At 55.1% G+C, this 18,599-nt stretch carries 14 protein-coding genes; 12 read left to right on the top strand and 2 right to left on the bottom strand.

Features of this window, described 5'->3' with window-relative positions:
- Positions 1-196: 196 nt before the first annotated feature.
- Positions 197-1,486 carry a citrate synthase gene (gene gltA, locus EQV93_RS09770; protein ID WP_122784526.1) on the bottom strand — a complete coding sequence of 430 codons (1,290 nt, stop codon included), beginning with the start codon at positions 1,484-1,486 and terminating at the stop codon, positions 197-199.
- Positions 1,487-1,835: 349 nt separating this feature from the next.
- Here gltA and sdhC point away from each other — a divergent pair, with 349 nt between their 5' ends.
- From sdhC to brnQ, 10 genes are all read left to right on the top strand, one after another.
- Positions 1,836-2,222 (top strand): succinate dehydrogenase, cytochrome b556 subunit, encoded by a 387-nt coding sequence (gene sdhC / locus EQV93_RS09765; protein ID WP_199750930.1) that lies wholly within the window; start codon positions 1,836-1,838, stop codon positions 2,220-2,222.
- Complete coding sequence (gene sdhD / locus EQV93_RS09760) at positions 2,216-2,584, top strand: succinate dehydrogenase, hydrophobic membrane anchor protein (protein WP_003446906.1); 369 nt, start codon at positions 2,216-2,218, stop codon at positions 2,582-2,584. Before sdhC ends, sdhD begins: the two co-directional genes overlap by 7 nt.
- A 3-nt stretch (positions 2,585-2,587) precedes the next feature.
- Complete coding sequence (gene sdhA / locus EQV93_RS09755; RefSeq protein WP_122784527.1) at positions 2,588-4,363, top strand: succinate dehydrogenase flavoprotein subunit; 1,776 nt, start codon at positions 2,588-2,590, stop codon at positions 4,361-4,363.
- 11 nt (positions 4,364-4,374) lie between these two features.
- Positions 4,375-5,079: a succinate dehydrogenase iron-sulfur subunit gene (locus EQV93_RS09750; RefSeq protein ID WP_122784574.1), complete on the top strand. Its 705-nt coding sequence runs from the start codon at positions 4,375-4,377 to the stop codon at positions 5,077-5,079.
- 259 nt (positions 5,080-5,338) lie between these two features.
- Positions 5,339-8,170 (top strand): 2-oxoglutarate dehydrogenase E1 component, encoded by a 2,832-nt coding sequence (locus EQV93_RS09745; protein ID WP_122784528.1) that lies wholly within the window; start codon positions 5,339-5,341, stop codon positions 8,168-8,170.
- A 40-nt stretch (positions 8,171-8,210) separates the two neighbouring features.
- Positions 8,211-9,431: a 2-oxoglutarate dehydrogenase complex dihydrolipoyllysine-residue succinyltransferase gene (gene odhB, locus EQV93_RS09740; protein ID WP_122784529.1), complete on the top strand. Its 1,221-nt coding sequence runs from the start codon at positions 8,211-8,213 to the stop codon at positions 9,429-9,431.
- A 105-nt stretch (positions 9,432-9,536) separates the two neighbouring features.
- Positions 9,537-10,973 (top strand): dihydrolipoyl dehydrogenase, encoded by a 1,437-nt coding sequence (gene lpdA, locus EQV93_RS09735; protein WP_122784530.1) that lies wholly within the window; start codon positions 9,537-9,539, stop codon positions 10,971-10,973.
- A 224-nt stretch (positions 10,974-11,197) separates the two neighbouring features.
- Positions 11,198-12,364, top strand: coding sequence for an ADP-forming succinate--CoA ligase subunit beta (sucC, locus tag EQV93_RS09730; protein ID WP_122784531.1), 1,167 nt, complete (start codon positions 11,198-11,200; stop codon positions 12,362-12,364).
- Positions 12,364-13,245 carry a succinate--CoA ligase subunit alpha gene (sucD, locus tag EQV93_RS09725; protein ID WP_095002114.1) on the top strand — a complete coding sequence of 294 codons (882 nt, stop codon included), beginning with the start codon at positions 12,364-12,366 and terminating at the stop codon, positions 13,243-13,245. The genes sucC and sucD overlap by 1 nt, the downstream gene beginning before the upstream one ends.
- A gap of 422 nt (positions 13,246-13,667) precedes the next feature.
- Complete coding sequence (gene brnQ, locus EQV93_RS09720; RefSeq protein ID WP_240891461.1) at positions 13,668-14,981, top strand: branched-chain amino acid transport system II carrier protein; 1,314 nt, start codon at positions 13,668-13,670, stop codon at positions 14,979-14,981.
- Between the two features lie 171 nt (positions 14,982-15,152).
- On the opposite strand, the gene EQV93_RS09715 is transcribed toward brnQ, so the two are convergent.
- Positions 15,153-15,431 (bottom strand): hypothetical protein, encoded by a 279-nt coding sequence (locus EQV93_RS09715; protein ID WP_122784533.1) that lies wholly within the window; start codon positions 15,429-15,431, stop codon positions 15,153-15,155.
- A gap of 233 nt (positions 15,432-15,664) precedes the next feature.
- Here EQV93_RS09715 and htpG point away from each other — a divergent pair, with 233 nt between their 5' ends.
- Positions 15,665-17,572 carry a molecular chaperone HtpG gene (gene htpG, locus EQV93_RS09710; protein WP_122784534.1) on the top strand — a complete coding sequence of 636 codons (1,908 nt, stop codon included), beginning with the start codon at positions 15,665-15,667 and terminating at the stop codon, positions 17,570-17,572.
- 59 nt (positions 17,573-17,631) lie between these two features.
- The gene (locus EQV93_RS09705; protein WP_122784535.1) at positions 17,632-18,360 is read left to right on the top strand and encodes a dienelactone hydrolase family protein; all 729 of its coding nucleotides are present in this window, start codon (positions 17,632-17,634) and stop codon (positions 18,358-18,360) included.
- Positions 18,361-18,599: the final 239 nt, after the last annotated feature.

The following is an 18,599-nucleotide window of genomic DNA, read 5'->3' as shown; positions in this document are numbered from 1 at the left end:
ACTGCACGTTAGAAACAGTCTGTGTAATGAAATCCCCCTGTCGTGAGGCAGGGGGATTTTTTATTGGCCCCGACATCTGTGGCATACACCGCTGCTACGAAATGGGTTTAGGTTTTGTGGGCACAAAAAAATACGGCCTCTATTGGATAGAGGCCGTATTCGGTGCAGCTAAGACACTATCGTGGAATGACAGGTCTTACTTGCGGTCTTCCAGCTTGGTCAGGTCACGCTGTTCGTAGCCTGTGTACAGCTGGCGTGGACGGCCAATTTTGTACGGGCTGGAGAGCATTTCTTTCCAGTGCGAGATCCAGCCGACTGTACGGGACAGGGCGAAGATCACGGTAAACATGCTGGTTGGAATGCCGATCGCCTTGAGGATGATCCCCGAGTAGAAGTCGACGTTCGGGTACAGCGAGCGCTCGATGAAGTACGGGTCGGTCAGTGCGATCTCTTCCAGGCGCATGGCCAGTTCGAGTTGCGGGTCGTTTTTGATCCCCAGCTCTTTAAGCACTTCGTCGCAAGTCTTCTTCATGACGGTGGCGCGCGGGTCGCGGTTTTTGTAAACGCGATGACCGAAGCCCATCAGTTTGAACGGATCGTTCTTGTCCTTGGCCTTGGCGATGAATTTGTCGATGTTGGACACATCGCCAATTTCGTCGAGCATGGTCAGCACAGCTTCGTTGGCGCCGCCGTGAGCAGGGCCCCACAGTGCGGCAATACCGGCAGCAATACAGGCAAACGGGTTGGCACCCGAAGAGCCTGCCAGGCGTACGGTAGAGGTCGACGCATTCTGTTCATGGTCAGCGTGCAGGATAAAGATCTTATCCATTGCCTTGGCCAGTACCGGGCTGATCGGTTTGATCTCGCACGGCGTGTTGAACATCATGTGCAGGAAGTTTTCGGCGTAGCTCAGGTCGTTACGCGGGTACATCATGGGCTGACCCATGGAGTACTTGTAAACCATCGCTGCCAGCGTTGGCATCTTGGCAACCAGACGCACCGCAGAAATTTCGCGATGCTGCGGGTTATTGATGTCCAGGGAGTCGTGGTAGAAGGCCGACAAGGCGCCGACTACACCGCACATGACCGCCATCGGGTGGGCGTCACGACGGAAGCCGTTGAAGAAAGTCTTCAACTGCTCGTGAACCATGGTGTGGTTCTTCACGGTGCTGACAAACTGCGCTTTCTGTTCTGCGGTCGGCAATTCGCCGTTCAGCAGCAGGTAGGCAGTTTCAAGGTAGTCAGAGTGTTCAGCCAGCTGTTCGATCGGGTAGCCGCGGTGAAGCAGGATACCGTTGTCACCGTCAATATAGGTGATCTTCGACTCGCAAGACGCGGTCGACATGAAGCCAGGGTCAAATGTGAATCGGCCCGTGGCCGTCAGGCCTCGCACATCGATTACATCGGGACCCACGGTGCCAGTTAAAATGGGCAGCTCGACGGGGGCTGCGCCCTCGATGATCAACTGCGCTTTTTTGTCAGCCATGTGGCCTCCTATTTATGCTTGAAATCATCAGACTGCCCCCCACGCAGGGCCCGCACCACTATAGATAGATAAATTCGAATGTCAATTTGCCTAAAGTCTTGCTGTACAAGGCTTTGGTATGTCTTTTTTTAAGATGATCAGCGGCGTTTACGCCTTTTATCGAGCTAGCGCAATGCGCTATTAGAGGGAGGTGATTGCGTTGTCATTAGTAACCTAACTGTCTATACTCGGCAGCCGACCGCCAGAGGCTTTTGGGCCTGTTTAGATGGGGGTCGTCACTCCCGGGTGGTGGGTACCTGACCAGTGCGCATCCCAACAAACTTGCCCTGATAGTTAGGGGCTCTTCAGTGTGAAAAAAGCCGTGAATAGCCAACGACCTGTAAACCTAGACCTAAGGACCATCAAACTCCCGATCACCGGCGTTACGTCATTTCTGCACCGTGTTTCGGGCATCATTCTTTTTCTCGGCCTGGGCTTCATGCTTTACGCATTGAGCAAATCCCTGGGTTCTGAAGAAGGTTTTGCCGAGGTGAAGGCATGCTTGACCAGTCCTCTGGCCAAGTTCGTAGCGTGGGGCCTGCTCTCTGCCTTGCTCTATCACATGGTTGCCGGTGTGCGCCATCTGATCATGGACATGGGCATTGGTGAGACGCTGGAAGGCGGCAAACTGGGCTCGAAAATCGTAATCGTCATCTCTGTAGTGATGATTGTTCTGGCGGGAGTTTGGATATGGTAACCAGCGTTACAAACCTGTCGCGTTCGGGCCTCTATGACTGGATGGCGCAACGTGTGTCTGCGGTTGTTCTCGCGGCTTATTTCATCTTCCTGATCGGGTACCTCGTTGCGAACCCTGGCATTGGCTACGCCCAATGGCATGAACTGTTCGCAAGCAACTGGATGCGTATCTTCAGCCTGCTCGCCCTTGTTGCACTCGGCGCTCACGCCTGGGTCGGCATGTGGACCATCGCGACCGACTACCTGACGCCAATGGCGCTGGGCAAGTCCGCGACAGCAGTACGTTTCCTCTTCCAGGCAGTCTGCGGCGTTGCAATGTTCGCTTACTTCGTCTGGGGTGTGCAGATTCTTTGGGGTATCTGAGTCATGGCTAACACAGTTAATACACTTTCGTTCGACGCCATCATCATTGGCGGCGGCGGTGCTGGTATGCGCGCAGCTTTGCAGTTGGCGCAAGGCGGTCACAAGACTGCTGTAATCACAAAAGTTTTCCCGACCCGTTCGCACACCGTATCGGCTCAGGGTGGTATCACCTGCGCGATCGCGTCTGCAGATCCAAACGATGACTGGCGCTGGCACATGTACGACACCGTCAAGGGCTCCGATTACATCGGCGACCAGGACGCTATCGAATATATGTGCTCCGTGGGCCCGGAGGCTGTGTTCGAGCTCGAGCACATGGGCTTGCCGTTCTCCCGTACCGAGCAGGGCCGTATTTATCAGCGTCCTTTCGGTGGTCAGTCCAAGGACTTCGGTAAAGGTGGTCAGGCTGCCCGTACATGCGCTGCAGCTGACCGTACCGGTCACGCACTGTTGCACACTCTGTACCAGGCCAACCTGAAAGCCGGCACTGTATTCCTCAACGAATACTACGGTGTCGATCTGGTCAAGAACGAAGACGGCGCCTTTGTCGGCATGATCGTCATCTGCATTGAGACAGGCGAGACTTCCTACGTTCGCGCTAACGCCACCGTACTGGCGACTGGCGGTGCAGGCCGTATCTACTCCTCCACGACCAACGCCCTGATCAACACCGGTGACGGTATTGGCATGGCTCTGCGTGCAGGCGTTCCGGTACAAGACATCGAAATGTGGCAGTTCCACCCAACCGGTATCGCCGGTGCCGGTGTACTGGTTACCGAAGGTTGCCGTGGTGAAGGTGGATACCTGATCAACAAGCACGGCGAGCGTTTCATGGAGCGTTATGCTCCGAACGCTAAAGACCTTGCTGGTCGTGACGTTGTTGCTCGCTCGATGGTTAAAGAAATCATCGCGGGCAACGGTTGCGGTCCTGATGGCGACCACGTAATGCTCAAGCTTGATCACCTCGGTGAAGAAGTTCTGCATAGCCGTCTGCCAGGCATCATGGAGCTGTCCAAAACCTTCGCTCACGTCGATCCTGCTCTGGCGCCGATCCCGGTCGTGCCAACTTGCCACTATATGATGGGCGGCGTTGCCACCAACATTCATGGTCAGGCGATCACTCAAGACGCCGAAGGCGTTGACCAAATCATCCCTGGCCTGTTTGCAGTGGGTGAAGTGGCTTGTGTATCCGTACACGGTGCCAACCGTCTGGGCGGCAACTCGTTGCTCGACCTGGTGGTATTTGGTCGTGCTGCTGGTCTGTTCCTTGAGCAAACACTTAAAGAAGGCGTTGATTACGCCCGTCCACGTCAATCTGACATCGATGCTGCCCTGGCGCGTCTGGATGGCCTGAACTCGCGCACAGATGGCGAAGACGTAGCGACCCTGCGTAAAGAGCTGCAAAGCTGCATGCAGAACTACTTCGGTGTATTCCGTACTGGCGAATACATGCAGAAGGGTATTGCTCAGCTGGCTGATCTGCGCAAGCGCATCGCCAATGTGAAAATCAACGATAAGAGCCAGGCGTTTAACACGGCCCGTATCGAAGCCCTTGAGCTGCAAAACCTGCTCGAAGTGGCTGAGGCGACTGCAATCGCTGCTGAAACCCGTAAAGAATCGCGCGGTGCACACGCCCGTGAAGACTTCGAAGATCGTGACGACGTGAACTGGCTGTGCCACACCCTGTACTTCCCGGGTGAAAAACGCGTAGCCAAGCGTGCGGTGAACTTCTCGCCGAAAACCGTTCCGACCTTCCAGCCAATGATTCGGACTTACTAAGGGTGGCCGATATGTTGAAAGTCAGTGTTTATCGCTACAACCCGGATCAGGACGCCGCGCCGTTCATGCAGGAATTCCAGGTCAATACCAACGGTAAAGACTTGATGGTGCTGGACGTACTGGCCTTGATCAAAGAGCAGGACGAAGGTTTCTCCTATCGTCGCTCTTGCCGTGAGGGCGTTTGCGGCTCCGACGGCATGAACATCAACGGCAAAAACGGCCTGGCGTGTGTCACGCCGCTGTCCTCTGTCGTAAAAGGTAACAAGTTGGTTGTTCGTCCTCTGCCAGGTTTGCCGGTTATCCGTGACCTGGTCGTCGACATGAGCATCTTCTACAAGCAATACGAGAAGGTGAAGCCGTTCCTGCAGAACGATACGCCGGCCCCGGCCATCGAGCGTCTGCAATCTCCGGAAGAGCGTGAAAAGCTCGACGGTCTGTACGAGTGCATTCTGTGCGCTTGCTGCTCGACCTCGTGCCCGTCCTTCTGGTGGAACCCGGACAAGTTCCTGGGCCCTGCTGCACTGCTGCAAGCCTATCGTTTCCTGGCTGACAGCCGTGACACCAAGACCAATGAGCGTCTTGCTTCACTGGATGACCCGTTCAGCGTATTCCGCTGCCGCGGGATCATGAACTGCGTAAACGTGTGTCCGAAGGGCCTGAACCCGACTAAGGCCATCGGTCACGTGCGTAGCATGCTGCTGCATAGCGGCGTTTGATACACAAGCTGTACCGTAGATCGCTGTAACCGTAGATGCTACGGCGCAGGCTTCAACCGGCGCCGTAGTTATAACCTGAGCAACAGCTCATAAGCTGCGGCTCTTATTTTGAAGAAATGAGACCAGCAGGGGCATCCGGGCTGGTACCCGGACTATCAGCGTGATCCTAAGTGGCTTGTTTTAGTCGCTGTATTCGGACTTTCTCAAGTGTGCTCTGGTGTTTTCGCCGATGGTGTCCCCTAACCGAGGGTGACCAAGCATGCAAGAAAGCGTGATGCAGCGCATGTGGAACAGCGGCTATCTTTCAGGTGGTAACGCTGCCTATGTGGAAGAGCTCTATGAGCTCTACCTGCACGACCCTAACGCTGTGCCAGAAGAATGGCGCACCAAATTTCAGACGTTGCCTACTGAAGGGAACTCTGCCAACGATGTTTCGCACTCCACAATCCGCGATCATTTCGTGCTGCTGGCGAAGAACCAGCGCCGCGCCCAACCGGTTTCTGCCGGAAGCGTGAGCAGTGAGCACGAGAAGAAGCAGGTTGAAGTGCTGCGATTGATCCAGGCCTATCGGATGCGCGGCCACCAGGCAGCCCAGCTTGATCCGCTGGGGCTGTGGCAGCGTCCTGCACCTGCAGACCTGTCAATCAATCATTACGGCTTGACCAATGCCGATCTTGATACGACCTTCCGTGCCGGCGACCTGTACATCGGCAAAGAGGAAGCGAGCCTACGCGAAATTCTCGACGCGTTGCAGCAGACATATTGCCGCACCATCGGCGCCGAGTTCACGCACATCGTCGATTCCGAGCAGCGCCACTGGTTTGAACAGCGCCTCGAAAGCGTACGCGGCCGCCCAACGTATTCGGCTGAAGTCAAAAGCCATCTGCTTGAGCGTGTTACAGCCGCTGAAGGCCTTGAGAAGTATCTGGGTACCAAATACCCGGGCACCAAACGTTTCGGCCTGGAAGGCGGTGAGAGCCTGATTCCTTTGCTGGACGAGCTGATCCAGCGTTCGGGCAACTACGGCACCAAAGAAATCGTTATCGGCATGGCCCACCGTGGTCGTCTTAACGTATTGGTGAACACCTTCGGCAAAAACCCGCGCGAGTTGTTCGACGAGTTCGAAGGCAAGAAGAAGATCGAGTTGGGTTCCGGTGACGTTAAGTATCACCAGGGCTTCTCCTCCAACGTCATGACCTCAGGCGGCGAAGTTCACCTGGCAATGGCGTTTAACCCGTCCCACCTGGAAATCGTTTCTCCAGTGGTTGAAGGGTCTGTACGTGCACGTCAAGACCGTCGTAATGACAAGACTGGCGATAAAGTGCTGCCTATTTCCATCCACGGTGATGCTGCTTTCGCAGGTCAGGGCGTGGTCATGGAAACCTTCCAGATGTCGCAAACACGCGGCTTCAAGACGGGCGGTACTGTTCACCTGGTGATCAACAACCAGGTTGGCTTCACCATCAGCAACCCGGAAGACTCCCGTTCGACCGAGTACTGCACTGACGTCGCGAAAATGATTCAGGCGCCGATCCTCCATGTAAATGGTGATGATCCGGAAGCCGTATTGTTCGTGACCCAGCTGGCTATCGACTACCGCATGCAGTTCAAGCGTGACGTCGTGATCGACCTGTTCTGCTACCGCCGTCGCGGTCACAACGAGGCCGACGAGCCAAACGGCACGCAGCCGCTGATGTATCAGCAAATCGCCAAACAGCGCACCACCCGTGAGCTGTATGCCGAGCGTCTGACCCAAGAAAACGTGGTTGACGCAGATCGCGTTCAGGCCAAGATCGACGAATACCGCAACGCGCTGGACAACGGCCTGCATGTTGTGAAAAGTCTGGTCAAAGAGCCGAACAAAGAGCTGTTCGTTGACTGGCGTCCATACCTGGGTCACGCCTGGACTGCGCGTCACGACACGCGTTTCGATCTGAAAACCCTGCAAGAACTGTCTGCCAAGCTGCTGGAAATTCCAGAAGGCTTCGTGGTTCAGCGTCAGGTTGCGAAGATCTACGAAGATCGTCAAAAAATGCAAGCGGGCGGTCTGCCGATCAACTGGGGTTATGCCGAAACCATGGCATACGCGACCCTGGCGTTCGAAGGTCACCCGATCCGCATGACTGGTCAGGACATCGGCCGCGGTACGTTCTCGCACCGTCACGCTGTGTTGCACAACCAGAAAGACGCAGGCACCTACATTCCGCTTCAGCACCTGTACGAAGGTCAGCCACGCTTTGACCTGTACGACTCGCTGTTGTCCGAAGAAGCGGTGCTGGCCTTCGAATACGGTTACTCGACAACCACGCCTAACGCGCTGGTTATCTGGGAAGCCCAGTTCGGCGACTTCGCCAACGGTGCACAGGTTGTGATTGACCAGTTCATCACCAGCGGTGAGCACAAGTGGGGCCGTCTGTGCGGTCTGACCATGTTGCTGCCACACGGTTATGAAGGTCAGGGCCCTGAGCACTCCTCGGCACGTCTTGAGCGCTACCTGCAACTGTGCGCCGAGCACAACATTCAGGTGTGCGTACCAACCACTCCAGCGCAGATCTATCACCTGCTGCGTCGTCAGGTCATCCGTCCGCTGCGCAAGCCGCTGATCGTCCTGACACCGAAGTCGTTGTTGCGTCACAAGCTCGCCGTCTCGACCCTGGAAGATCTGGCCGAAGGTTCGTTCCAGACCGTTATTCCAGAAATCGATGCACAAGATCCGGCCAAGGTCGATCGCATCGTGCTGTGTAGCGGCAAGGTCTACTATGACCTGTTGGAAAAACGCCGTGCCGAAGGTCGTGAAGACATCGCCATCGTGCGTCTTGAGCAGTTGTATCCGTTCCCTGAGGACGACTTGATTGAAGTCCTGGCTCCGTACAAAAACCTCAAACACATTGTTTGGTGTCAGGAAGAGCCGATGAACCAGGGTGCTTGGTACTGCAGCCAGCATCACATGCGCCGCATCATTGGTGGTCACGATAAATCTCTCGTACTTGAGTACGCGGGCCGTGATGCTTCTGCTGCACCTGCTTGTGGTTATGCATCGATGCACGCTGAGCAACAGGCAAAACTGTTGCAAGACGCGTTTACTGTTTAACGCCTTCGCGCACTGAAACCGAATTTAAGGAACCACGAACATGGCTATCGAGATTAAAGCCCCTACTTTCCCGGAATCGGTTGCCGATGGCACCGTTGCCACCTGGCACAAACAACCGGGCGACGCTGTAAAGCGTGATGACCTGATCGTTGACATCGAAACCGACAAAGTTGTGCTGGAAGTGCTGGCAACAGCGGACGGCGTACTGGGCGCAATCGTCAAGAACGAAGGCGACACCGTTCTGTCCGACGAAGTGCTGGGTTCCATCGTTGAAGGCGGCGCTGCTGCTGCCGCTCCTGCCGCCGCTGCTGCACCGGCTGCTCAAGCTGCTGCCCCGGCTGCTGATGGCGAAGACGACCCGATTGCTGCTCCAGCTGCTCGCAAGATCGCTGAAGAAAACGGCATCAACATCGCTTCCGTTGCCGGCACTGGCAAAGGCGGTCGTGTGACCAAGGAAGACGTAGTAGCCGCTGTCGCTGCCAAGAAAGCCGCTCCGGCTGCTGCTCCGGCCAAGCCTGCTGCACCTGCCGCTGCTGCCCCGGTATTCGCTGCCGGCGACCGCGTCGAAAAACGCGTTCCGATGACCCGCGTTCGCGCCACTGTAGCCAAGCGTCTGGTTGAAGCTCAGTCGAACATGGCGATGCTGACCACGTTCAACGAAGTTGACATGACTGAGATCATGGCCCTGCGTTCGAAGTACAAGGACCTGTTCGAGAAGTCCCACAACGGCGTACGTCTGGGCTTCATGTCGTTCTTCGTGAAAGCGGCTACCGAAGCGCTGAAACGCTTCCCGGCTGTTAACGCCTCGATCGACGGTTCCGACATCGTTTACCACGGCTACGCGGACATCGGTGTTGCTGTGTCCAGCGACCGTGGTCTGGTGGTTCCGGTTCTGCGTAACGCCGAACTGATGAGCCTGGCTGAAATCGAAGGCGGCATCGCTGCTTACGGTAAAAAAGCCCGTGACGGCAAACTGTCCATCGACGAAATGACCGGTGGCACATTCACCATCACCAACGGTGGTACTTTCGGTTCGATGATGTCGACTCCGATCGTTAACCCGCCGCAAGCCGCTATCCTGGGCATGCACAACATCCTTCAGCGTCCAATGGCAATCAACGGTCAGGTTGTTATTCGTCCGATGATGTATTTGGCTCTGTCTTACGATCACCGCTTGATCGACGGCAAAGAAGCTGTAAGTTTCCTGGTAGCAATCAAAAACCTGCTGGAAGATCCGGCACGTCTGCTGCTGGATATCTAATAGAAGCAGCTGCAAGCTTCAGGTGACAAGCTGCGAGAAAAAGCAGTTTGGCTTGGGCTTGCAGCTCGCTGCTGACAGCTTGTAGCTAATAGAGGATCTATTTTCATGTCTCAGAAATTTGACGTTGTAGTGATTGGTGCGGGCCCTGGCGGCTACGTTGCAGCCATCAAGGCCGCGCAATTGGGCCTTTCGACTGCTTGCATCGAAAAATACACCGACAAGGAAGGCAAACTGGCGCTGGGCGGTACTTGCCTGAACGTTGGTTGCATTCCCTCCAAGGCGCTGCTGGACAGCTCCTGGAAATATCACGAAGCCAAGGATGCATTCGCCATCCACGGCATCACCACCGGTGAAGTGAACATGGACGTGCCAGCGATGGTAGGCCGTAAAGCCAACATCGTTAAAGGTCTGACTTCCGGCGTTGCGACCCTGTTCAAGGCTAACGGCGTTACTTCCCTGCAAGGCCACGGCAAACTGCTGGCCGGCAAGCGTGTTGAACTGACCAAGCCAGACGGCAGCGTTGAAATCATCGAAGCCGAGAACGTGATTCTGGCTTCCGGTTCGCGTCCAATCGACATTCCACCGGCTCCAGTTGATAACAACGTGATCGTTGATTCGACCGGCGCACTGGAATTCCAGTCCGTACCTAAGCGTCTGGGCGTTATCGGCGCTGGCGTTATCGGTCTGGAACTGGGTTCGGTATGGTCCCGTCTGGGCGCTCAGGTCACTGTTCTGGAAGCTCTGGACACGTTCCTGATGGCTGCCGACGCTGCCGTTTCGAAAGAAGCCTACAAAACCCTGACCAAACAAGGTCTGGACATCAAGCTGGGCGCTCGCGTAACCGGTTCCAAGGTTAACGGCGAAGAAGTCGTTGTGACCTACACCGACGCCAACGGCGAACAGACCATTACCTTTGACAAGCTGATCGTAGCCGTGGGTCGCCGTCCGGTGACTACCGAACTGCTGGCAGCTGACAGCGGCGTGACCATCGACGAGCGCGGTTTCGTGTTTGTTGACGATCATTGCGCCACCAGCGTACCGGGCGTATTCGCCATCGGTGACGTGGTTCGCGGCATGATGCTTGCTCACAAAGCTTCTGAAGAAGGCATCATGGTTGTTGAGCGCATCAAAGGTCACAAGACCGAGATGAACTACGACCTGATTCCATCGGTTATTTACACTCACCCTGAGATCGCATGGGTCGGGAAAACCGAACAGGCCTTGAAAGCTGAAGGCGTTGAAGTTAACGTCGGCACTTTCCCGTTCGCAGCCAGTGGCCGTGCCATGGCAGCAAACGACACCGGTGGCTTTGTTAAAGTCATTGCTGATGCCAAAACTGACCGCGTACTGGGCGTCCACGTGATTGGCCCGAGCGCAGCAGAGTTGGTACAGCAGGGCGCGATCGGTATGGAATTCGGCACCAGCGCTGAAGATCTGGGCATGATGGTTTTCTCCCATCCAACCCTGTCCGAAGCCTTGCACGAAGCAGCACTGGCAGTGAATGGCGGCGCCATCCACATTGCCAACCGTAAGAAACGTTAAGACCAGACAATAATAAACCACGGCGGTATGCCCGTCGTGAGCCTTGCTTGCAAGCCTCACCGCGGAACTTCCGCCGGACGCAGTCTTGTCTGATTTGCGCCAGGCCGTCTCTGCTCACGCAGTGCCGGCTTGTCGAAAACAGAATAAGCAGCAGTCACAGGTGGTGCGGCACTAATTAAAGTGCAGCGCCGAATGCGCAGTACCTAACGAAGACGGTAAAAAGCATGAATCTTCACGAGTATCAGGGTAAGCAGCTGTTCGCTGAATACGGCCTGCCAGTATCCAAGGGTTATGCAGTAGATACCCCGGAAGCGGCCGCAGAAGCGTGCGACAAGATCGGCGGAACCGAATGGGTTGTAAAAGCTCAGGTTCACGCAGGTGGTCGTGGTAAAGCGGGCGGCGTAAAGCTGGTTCGCAGCAAAGAAGACGCTAAAGCATTCGCACAACAATGGTTGGGCAAGCGTCTGGTGACTTACCAGACTGACGCCAATGGTCAGCCGGTCACCAAGATCCTGGTTGAATCGTGCACTGATATCGCTAAAGAGCTGTACCTGGGCGCTGTTGTTGACCGTTCGAGCCGCCGCATCGTGTTCATGGCTTCCACCGAAGGTGGCGTGGACATCGAGAAAATCGCTCACGACACTCCAGAAAAAATTCTGAAAGCAACGATCGATCCGCTGGTTGGCGCTCAGCCATTCCAGGGTCGCGAGTTGGCATTCCAGCTGGGTCTGGAAGGCAAGCAAGTTACTCAGTTCGCCAAAATCTTCGTAGGTCTGGCGAAACTGTTCAAGGATCACGATCTGGCACTGCTGGAAGTGAACCCGCTGGTTATCAAGACTGACGGCGATCTGCACTGCCTCGATGCCAAAATCAACATCGACGCAAACGCCATGTACCGTCAGCCTAAGCTGAAAACTTTCCACGATCCGTCGCAAGACGATCCGCGCGAAGCGCACGCTGCCAAGTTCGAACTGAACTACGTGGCGCTGGAAGGCAACATCGGTTGCATGGTCAACGGTGCTGGCCTGGCCATGGGCACCATGGACATCGTCAACCTGCATGGCGGCAAGCCAGCTAACTTCCTTGACGTTGGCGGCGGTGCTACCAAAGAACGCGTAACCGAAGCGTTCAAAATCATCCTGTCCGACAGCAATGTCGCTGCAGTGCTGGTTAACATCTTCGGCGGCATCGTTCGTTGCGACATGATTGCCGAAGGCATCATTGGCGCCGTGAAAGAAGTCGGCGTAAAAATCCCGGTGGTTGTACGCCTTGAAGGCAACAACGCTGAACTGGGCGCTAAAGTACTGGCAGAAAGCGGCTTGAACATCATCGCTGCTACCAGCTTGACCGACGCTGCTCAACAAGTAGTTAAAGCTGCGGAGGGCAAGTAATGAGCGTCCTGATCAATAAAGACACCAAAGTTATCTGCCAAGGCATCACTGGCTCGCAGGGCAGCTTCCACACCCAGCAAGCCATTGAATACGGCACCAAGATGGTCGGTGGCGTTACTCCGGGCAAAGGCGGTACCACTCACCTGGACCTGCCTGTTTTCAACACCGTGAAAGAAGCCGTAGAAGCCACTGGCGCAACTGCCAGCGTTATCTACGTACCGGCTCCTTTCTGCAAGGACTCGATCCTTGAAGCAGCGTTCGGCGGCATCAAGCTGATCGTGTGCATCACTGAAGGCATTCCTACCCTGGACATGCTGGACTGCAAAGTTAAGTGCGACGAACTGGGTGTTACCCTGATCGGCCCTAACTGCCCGGGTGTTATCACTCCAGGCGAATGCAAGATCGGCATCATGCCAGGTCACATTCACTTGCCAGGCAAAGTAGGCATCGTGTCGCGTTCCGGCACCCTGACTTACGAAGCTGTGAAGCAAACCACTGACGCCGGTTTCGGCCAGTCGACGTGCGTAGGCATCGGCGGTGACCCGATTCCAGGCTCCAACTTCATCGATATCCTGAAGTTGTTCCAGGAAGACCCGAAGACCGAAGCGATCGTCATGATCGGTGAGATCGGCGGTTCGGCTGAAGAAGAAGCGGCTGCCTACATCAAGGCAAACGTGACCAAGCCGGTTGTTTCCTACATCGCTGGTGTGACTGCCCCTCCAGGCAAGCGCATGGGCCACGCGGGCGCAATCATCTCTGGCGGCAAGGGTACTGCAGACGAGAAGTTTGCAGCCCTGGAAGACGCAGGTGTAAAAACCGTGCGTTCGCTGGCAGACATCGGCAAGGCTCTGTCCGAGCTGACTGGCTGGGCAATGAAGTAAGCCTCGCGCTTAACTGACTGCTTCACCAGGCAAAGGCCACCTTCGGGTGGCCTTTGTGCGTTTGGACGATAACCCCTGAGTTTCTACAGGTTTTGATCAAGCCTTCGAGGCGCTGACGAGAATCGAATCACCCTCCAGTCATGTAATTACATGTAGGAAATAGAGATATTGTAATTACGAAATCACACCCCATCTATTTTCGATGTCAACAAGGCGACAACTGCGTGCGTTCATCGGACAGTTCGCCCTGTAACAGTGCGTTTCATGTGAAAAATCGGTAGGCTAACAGCCAAATCTGCGTAGGCATCCCACAAGGAAGCCGCGCGCTAGACGGGTCGGTCTTACTAAGGCTGGCAGCATTTCCCACATCCGCACGGGAAATTCCCCTCTAAATTCCGATTCAGTAGTGTGGTATTTCCGTAATGAAAGTATTGAAAGGCCAGGATATCCTGGCACTTGGGTTTATGACTTTTGCCCTGTTTGTCGGGGCTGGCAACATCATTTTCCCGCCTATTGTTGGCCTGCAAGCGGGGCCGCATGTCTGGATTGCTGCATTGGGCTTTCTGGTCACAGCAGTAGGTTTGCCGGTCATCACCGTGGTAGCGCTGGCTAAAGTCGGCGGTGGCATGGACGCTCTGAGCAGCCCGATTGGCAAATTCGCTGGAGGCTTGTTGGCGGCTGTCGCGTATCTGGCCGTTGGCCCGCTGTTCGCTACACCGCGTACGGCCACTGTATCGTTTGAAGTCGGCCTGGCACCGTTGACGGGCGAAAGTCCACTGGCGCTGTTTCTGTACAGCTCCGTTTACTTTTTGATCGTGTTCTTCGTTTCACTTTATCCGGGCCGTCTGCTGGACACCGTCGGGCGTTTTTTGGCGCCGCTGAAAATTATCGCTCTGGCGATTCTGGGCATTGCGGCTTTCGCGCTACCTGCCGGGGATACGGGCGTTGCGACTGCGGAATACGTTAGCGCACCGTTTTCCCAAGGCTTTATCAATGGTTACCTGACCATGGATACCTTGGGCGCCCTGGTATTCGGCATTGTGATTGTGAACGCCATCCGCTCGCGCGGTGTAGAGTCGCCGAAGTTGATTACCCGCTACGCCATCATTGCCGGGCTCATCGCGGGTGTTGGTTTGGCGCTGGTTTACATCAGCCTGTTCCGCCTGGGTGCGGGCAGCCACGAAGTGGCAATGGGCGCAACCAACGGCGCTGCGGTACTGCATGCTTACGTTCAGCACACCTTTGGTTCGCTGGGCAGCGGCTTCCTTGCGGTGCTGATCGCGTTGGCGTGTCTGGTCACCGCGGTAGGCCTGACCTGCGCGTGTGCTGAATATTTCAGTACTGTGCTTCCGCTGTCCTATAAAACACTGGTAATTATTCTTGCCGTGTTCTCGTTGGGTGTATCGAACTTGGGGCTGACTCAGTTGATCGCATTCTCGATCCCGCTGCTGACTGCCATCTATCCGCCATGCATCGTGTTAGTGGCGCTGAGCTTCTGCAAAGGGTTCTGGCATGCGCAATCGCGGATTGTCGGCCCTGTGATGTTGGTGTCTTTCTTCTTCGGCACTATCGATGCGCTTAAAGGTGCCGGCTTTGGCGATTGGATTCCAGGCACACTGGCCAACATGCCATTTAGCGAACAAGGTTTGGCTTGGTTAGTACCTTGTGTAGTCACACTGTTTGGCGCAGTTATTTGCGATCGTTTGCTGGGTAAACCTGTTCAAGCGCTTGCCTGAATAACTATCCGGCTCGCCAAAAGCACCGCTGGATAATAAAAATGCCCTGCATCAATTAGATGCAGGGCATTTTTTATGGCCGGTATTTAGTCGGTTAATCCACTCATGTTAAAAGCCAGATACAACAAAGCCCGCACTTGGCGGGCTTTGTCGTTGTCGCAGAAAGCGTAATTACTTGCTTTCTGGAGTAGCCACAGGTGCAGCTGGAGCAACCGGGGCAGCCTGACCGGCTTCTTCAGCGGCGGCTTTGTTGGACTCAGCCTGAGCTTTGGCCGCTTCGGCATTTTCTTTCGCCGCGTCGTTCACTTTGTCCTGAGCTTCAGACATTTTTTCCTGAGCTTGCTCAGCGTGCTGAGTAGCATCTTGCGCTTTGTCTTCGGATTTTTTATCGCAGGCAGCCAGGCCAAGCGAAGCAGCAAGCATCAAGGCAACAGCAAAAGTATTACGCATGGGGTGTTTCTCCTTATGAGTAGATCTACGGGGCGTTTGAGCATTGGCCGATCGCTTAAGTTCCATGGCCGTGCACATATATAAGTAAAGCCCCGCGGGCGGCGATTATTGTTAAAAAGCCCGCAGGTTTCAAGTAGCCCTTGAAATCTTAATCCAAGACCCCAACTTTAAACTCATCCCGCCGCCAACCCTCTAGGGCGTGGCTCATGCCATCTAATCGGAGTTTGATAACAATGAGCGTGGAAACTCAAAAGGAAACCCTGGGCTTCCAGACCGAGGTCAAGCAACTCTTGCACCTCATGATCCATTCGCTGTACTCCAACAAGGAAATTTTCCTTCGCGAATTGATCTCGAACGCCTCTGATGCTGTCGATAAATTACGTTTTGAAGCGCTGTCCAAGCCAGAACTACTGGAAGGCGGCGCCGACCAGTTAAAAATCCGTGTGAGCTTCGACAAGGACGCTAATACCGTCACGCTCGAAGACAACGGTATCGGTATGAACCGCGACGATGTGATCACCCATCTGGGGACCATCGCCAAATCCGGTACAGCCGACTTCATGAAGAACCTGACGGGCGATCAGAAAAAAGACTCTCACCTGATCGGTCAGTTCGGTGTGGGCTTCTACTCGGCCTTTATTGTCGCTGACAAGGTTGACGTCTACAGCCGTCGCGCGGGCACCCCGGCAAGCGAAGGTGTGCACTGGTCCTCCAAGGGCGAAGGCGAGTTTGAAGTTGCCAACATCGAAAAAGCCGAGCGCGGCACCAAAATTGTTCTGCACCTGAAGTCTGGCGAGTCCGAGTTCGCTGACGGCTGGCGTCTGCGTAACATCATCAAGAAGTATTCTGACCATATCGCCTTGCCGATCGAACTGCCAAAAGAGCAGAACGTTGCCGAAGGTGAAGAGGCGCCTGCGCTGGAATGGGAAACCGTTAACCGCGCCAGTGCCTTGTGGACGCGTCCTCGTACCGAAGTTACAGACGAAGAGTATCAGGAGTTCTACAAGCACATCGCTCACGACTTCGAGAACCCGCTGGCCTGGAGCCACAACAAGGTTGAAGGCAAGCTGGAATACAGCTCGCTGCTTTATGTACCGGCGCGTGCTCCTTTCGACTTGTACCAGCGTGAAGCGCCTAAAGGGCTGAAGCTGTACGTACAGCGTGTATTTGTCATGGACCAGGCAGAATCGTTCCTGCCGCTGTATCTGCGCTTCATCAAAGGCGTGATCGACTCCAATGACCTGTCGTTGAACGTGTCGCGGGAAATCCTGCAAAAAGACCCGATCATCGACTCCATGAAGTCGGCGTTGACCAAGCGTGTGCTCGACATGCTGGAAAAACTGGCGAAGAACGAGCCTGAGAAATATCAGGGTTTCTGGAAAAATTTCGGTCAGGTCATGAAGGAAGGCCCTGCTGAAGATTTCGCCAACAAGGAAAAAATCGCCGGTCTGCTGCGTTTTGCCTCGACTCACGAAGAGGGTGGTGAACAGGTTGTGTCGTTGGCTCAATACCTTGAGCGCGCCAAAGAAGGTCAGGACAAGATTTACTACCTGACCGGTGACTCCTATGCGCAGGTTAAAAACAGCCCGCACCTCGAAGTCTTCCGTAAGAAAGGCATCGAAGTTCTGTTGTTGACCGACCGTATCGACGAGTGGCTGATGAGCTACCTCAGCGAGTTCGACGGCAAAAACTTTGTTGACGTGGCGCGCGGTGATCTCGATCTGGGCAACCTGGACTCCGAAGAGGACAAAAAGGCTGCTGAAGAGGCTGCCAAGGCTAAAGAAGGTCTGGTTGAGCGTATCAAAGCAGCCTTGGGCGAAAGCGTCAGCGAAGTGCGTGTATCGCACCGTCTGACTGATTCGCCAGCCATTCTGGCTATTGGTGAACAGGACATGGGCATGCAGATGCGCCAGATTCTTGAAGCCAGCGGTCAGAAAGTTCCGGAGTCCAAGCCGATCTTCGAATTCAATCCGGCTCACCCCCTGATTGAAAAACTCGATGCGGAGCAGAGTGAAGAGCGTTTTGGCGACCTGTCGCACATTCTGTTCGATCAGGCAGCACTGGCTTCTGGCGACACTTTGAAAGACCCGGCAGCCTATGTACGTCGGCTAAACAAATTGTTAGTAGAGTTGTCGGTCTAACCGCGCTATAAAAACCCGCTTCGGCGGGTTTTTTTTGGTTTTGAATTCAGGAGCTTTAAATGGAACCGATCACGGTCATGTCAGTGGCGTACCAAATCGACGGCCAGCCATTCGAAGGGCGTCTTGCCTTTGACCCCAGCCGGGAAGATCCGCTGCCGGGTTTGCTGATGGCGCCTAACTGGATGGGCATCAGCGCTGGGGCAGAAGAGATTGCCAAGTCCGTGGCCGAGCAGGGCTATGTGGTATTGATTGCCGATTTGTATGGCAAAAGCATTCGTCCGAGCAATGCAGACGAGGCGGGTGCGGCCATGATGCCCTTGAAAAATGACCGTGCCTTGTTGCGCAAGCGGATGTGGGCGGCTTATGACCTGTTGAAGAACCAGGAACAGGCCAAGGTGGACAGCAGCAAACTGGCAACATTCGGTTTCTGTTTTGGCGGTTGCTGTTCGCTGGAATTGGCGCGCGGTGGCGCGCCACTGCAAGCGGCGGTGTCATTCCACGGAACGCTGGACACTCCCAATCCTGTCGATGCCCAAAGCATTAAGGGGTCGGTGTTGGTGCTGCATGGTGCCTCGGATCCATTAGTGCCCCGTGATCAACTGCCAGCTTTCGAAGAAGAGATGAACGCGGCAGGTGTCGACTGGCAGTTGACCAGCTATGGCGGCGCAGTGCATTCCTTTACTGATCCGCATGCCAACGTGCCGGGCAAAATGATGTATGACGCCAAGACAGCCAGCCGGGCGTTTACCGCCATGCACAACCTGTTGGATGAAGTGTTCCGAGATTGAAATGAATCAAGAACACCTTCTTGTGCAGGGAGTGGTGCTGAAGAGGTGTGACTACCCCCGCATTGTTGAGATCTGAAACATCTTTTCGAAAACAACTTGATCAAACCCCCTCTCCCTCGGGAGAGGGTTGGGGTGAGGTGAGGGGTTACACCGCACGCTCCAGCGTTTCACTCACCGTTAAATCCCGCATCAACACCCCAGACTTCAATCCAGCTCACGCCCCGCCGCAACTCATCAAC

The sequence above is a fragment of the Pseudomonas sp. TMW22091 genome, from assembly GCF_022496705.1.
Taxonomy (GTDB): domain Bacteria; phylum Pseudomonadota; class Gammaproteobacteria; order Pseudomonadales; family Pseudomonadaceae; genus Aquipseudomonas; species Aquipseudomonas saxonica.
The sequence above is the reverse complement of the archived record's forward strand: the minus strand, read 5'-3'. Positions and strand labels throughout refer to the sequence as shown.

Bases quoted from the DNA above. Each gene is read 5' to 3' on its own strand.
- gltA (WP_122784526.1), bottom strand. From the start codon at position 1,486: ATGGCTGACAAAAAAGCGCAGTTGATCATCGAGGGCGCAGCCCCCGTC.
- sdhD (WP_003446906.1), top strand. From the start codon at position 2,216: ATGGTAACCAGCGTTACAAACCTGTCGCGTTCGGGCCTCTATGACTGG.
- sdhA (WP_122784527.1), top strand. From the start codon at position 2,588: ATGGCTAACACAGTTAATACACTTTCGTTCGACGCCATCATCATTGGC.
- EQV93_RS09750 (WP_122784574.1), top strand. From the start codon at position 4,375: ATGTTGAAAGTCAGTGTTTATCGCTACAACCCGGATCAGGACGCCGCG.
- EQV93_RS09745 (WP_122784528.1), top strand. From the start codon at position 5,339: ATGCAAGAAAGCGTGATGCAGCGCATGTGGAACAGCGGCTATCTTTCA.
- odhB (WP_122784529.1), top strand. From the start codon at position 8,211: ATGGCTATCGAGATTAAAGCCCCTACTTTCCCGGAATCGGTTGCCGAT.
- lpdA (WP_122784530.1), top strand. From the start codon at position 9,537: ATGTCTCAGAAATTTGACGTTGTAGTGATTGGTGCGGGCCCTGGCGGC.
- sucC (WP_122784531.1), top strand. From the start codon at position 11,198: ATGAATCTTCACGAGTATCAGGGTAAGCAGCTGTTCGCTGAATACGGC.
- sucD (WP_095002114.1), top strand. From the start codon at position 12,364: ATGAGCGTCCTGATCAATAAAGACACCAAAGTTATCTGCCAAGGCATC.
- brnQ (WP_240891461.1), top strand. From the start codon at position 13,668: ATGAAAGTATTGAAAGGCCAGGATATCCTGGCACTTGGGTTTATGACT.
- EQV93_RS09715 (WP_122784533.1), bottom strand. From the start codon at position 15,431: ATGCGTAATACTTTTGCTGTTGCCTTGATGCTTGCTGCTTCGCTTGGC.
- htpG (WP_122784534.1), top strand. From the start codon at position 15,665: ATGAGCGTGGAAACTCAAAAGGAAACCCTGGGCTTCCAGACCGAGGTC.
- EQV93_RS09705 (WP_122784535.1), top strand. From the start codon at position 17,632: ATGGAACCGATCACGGTCATGTCAGTGGCGTACCAAATCGACGGCCAG.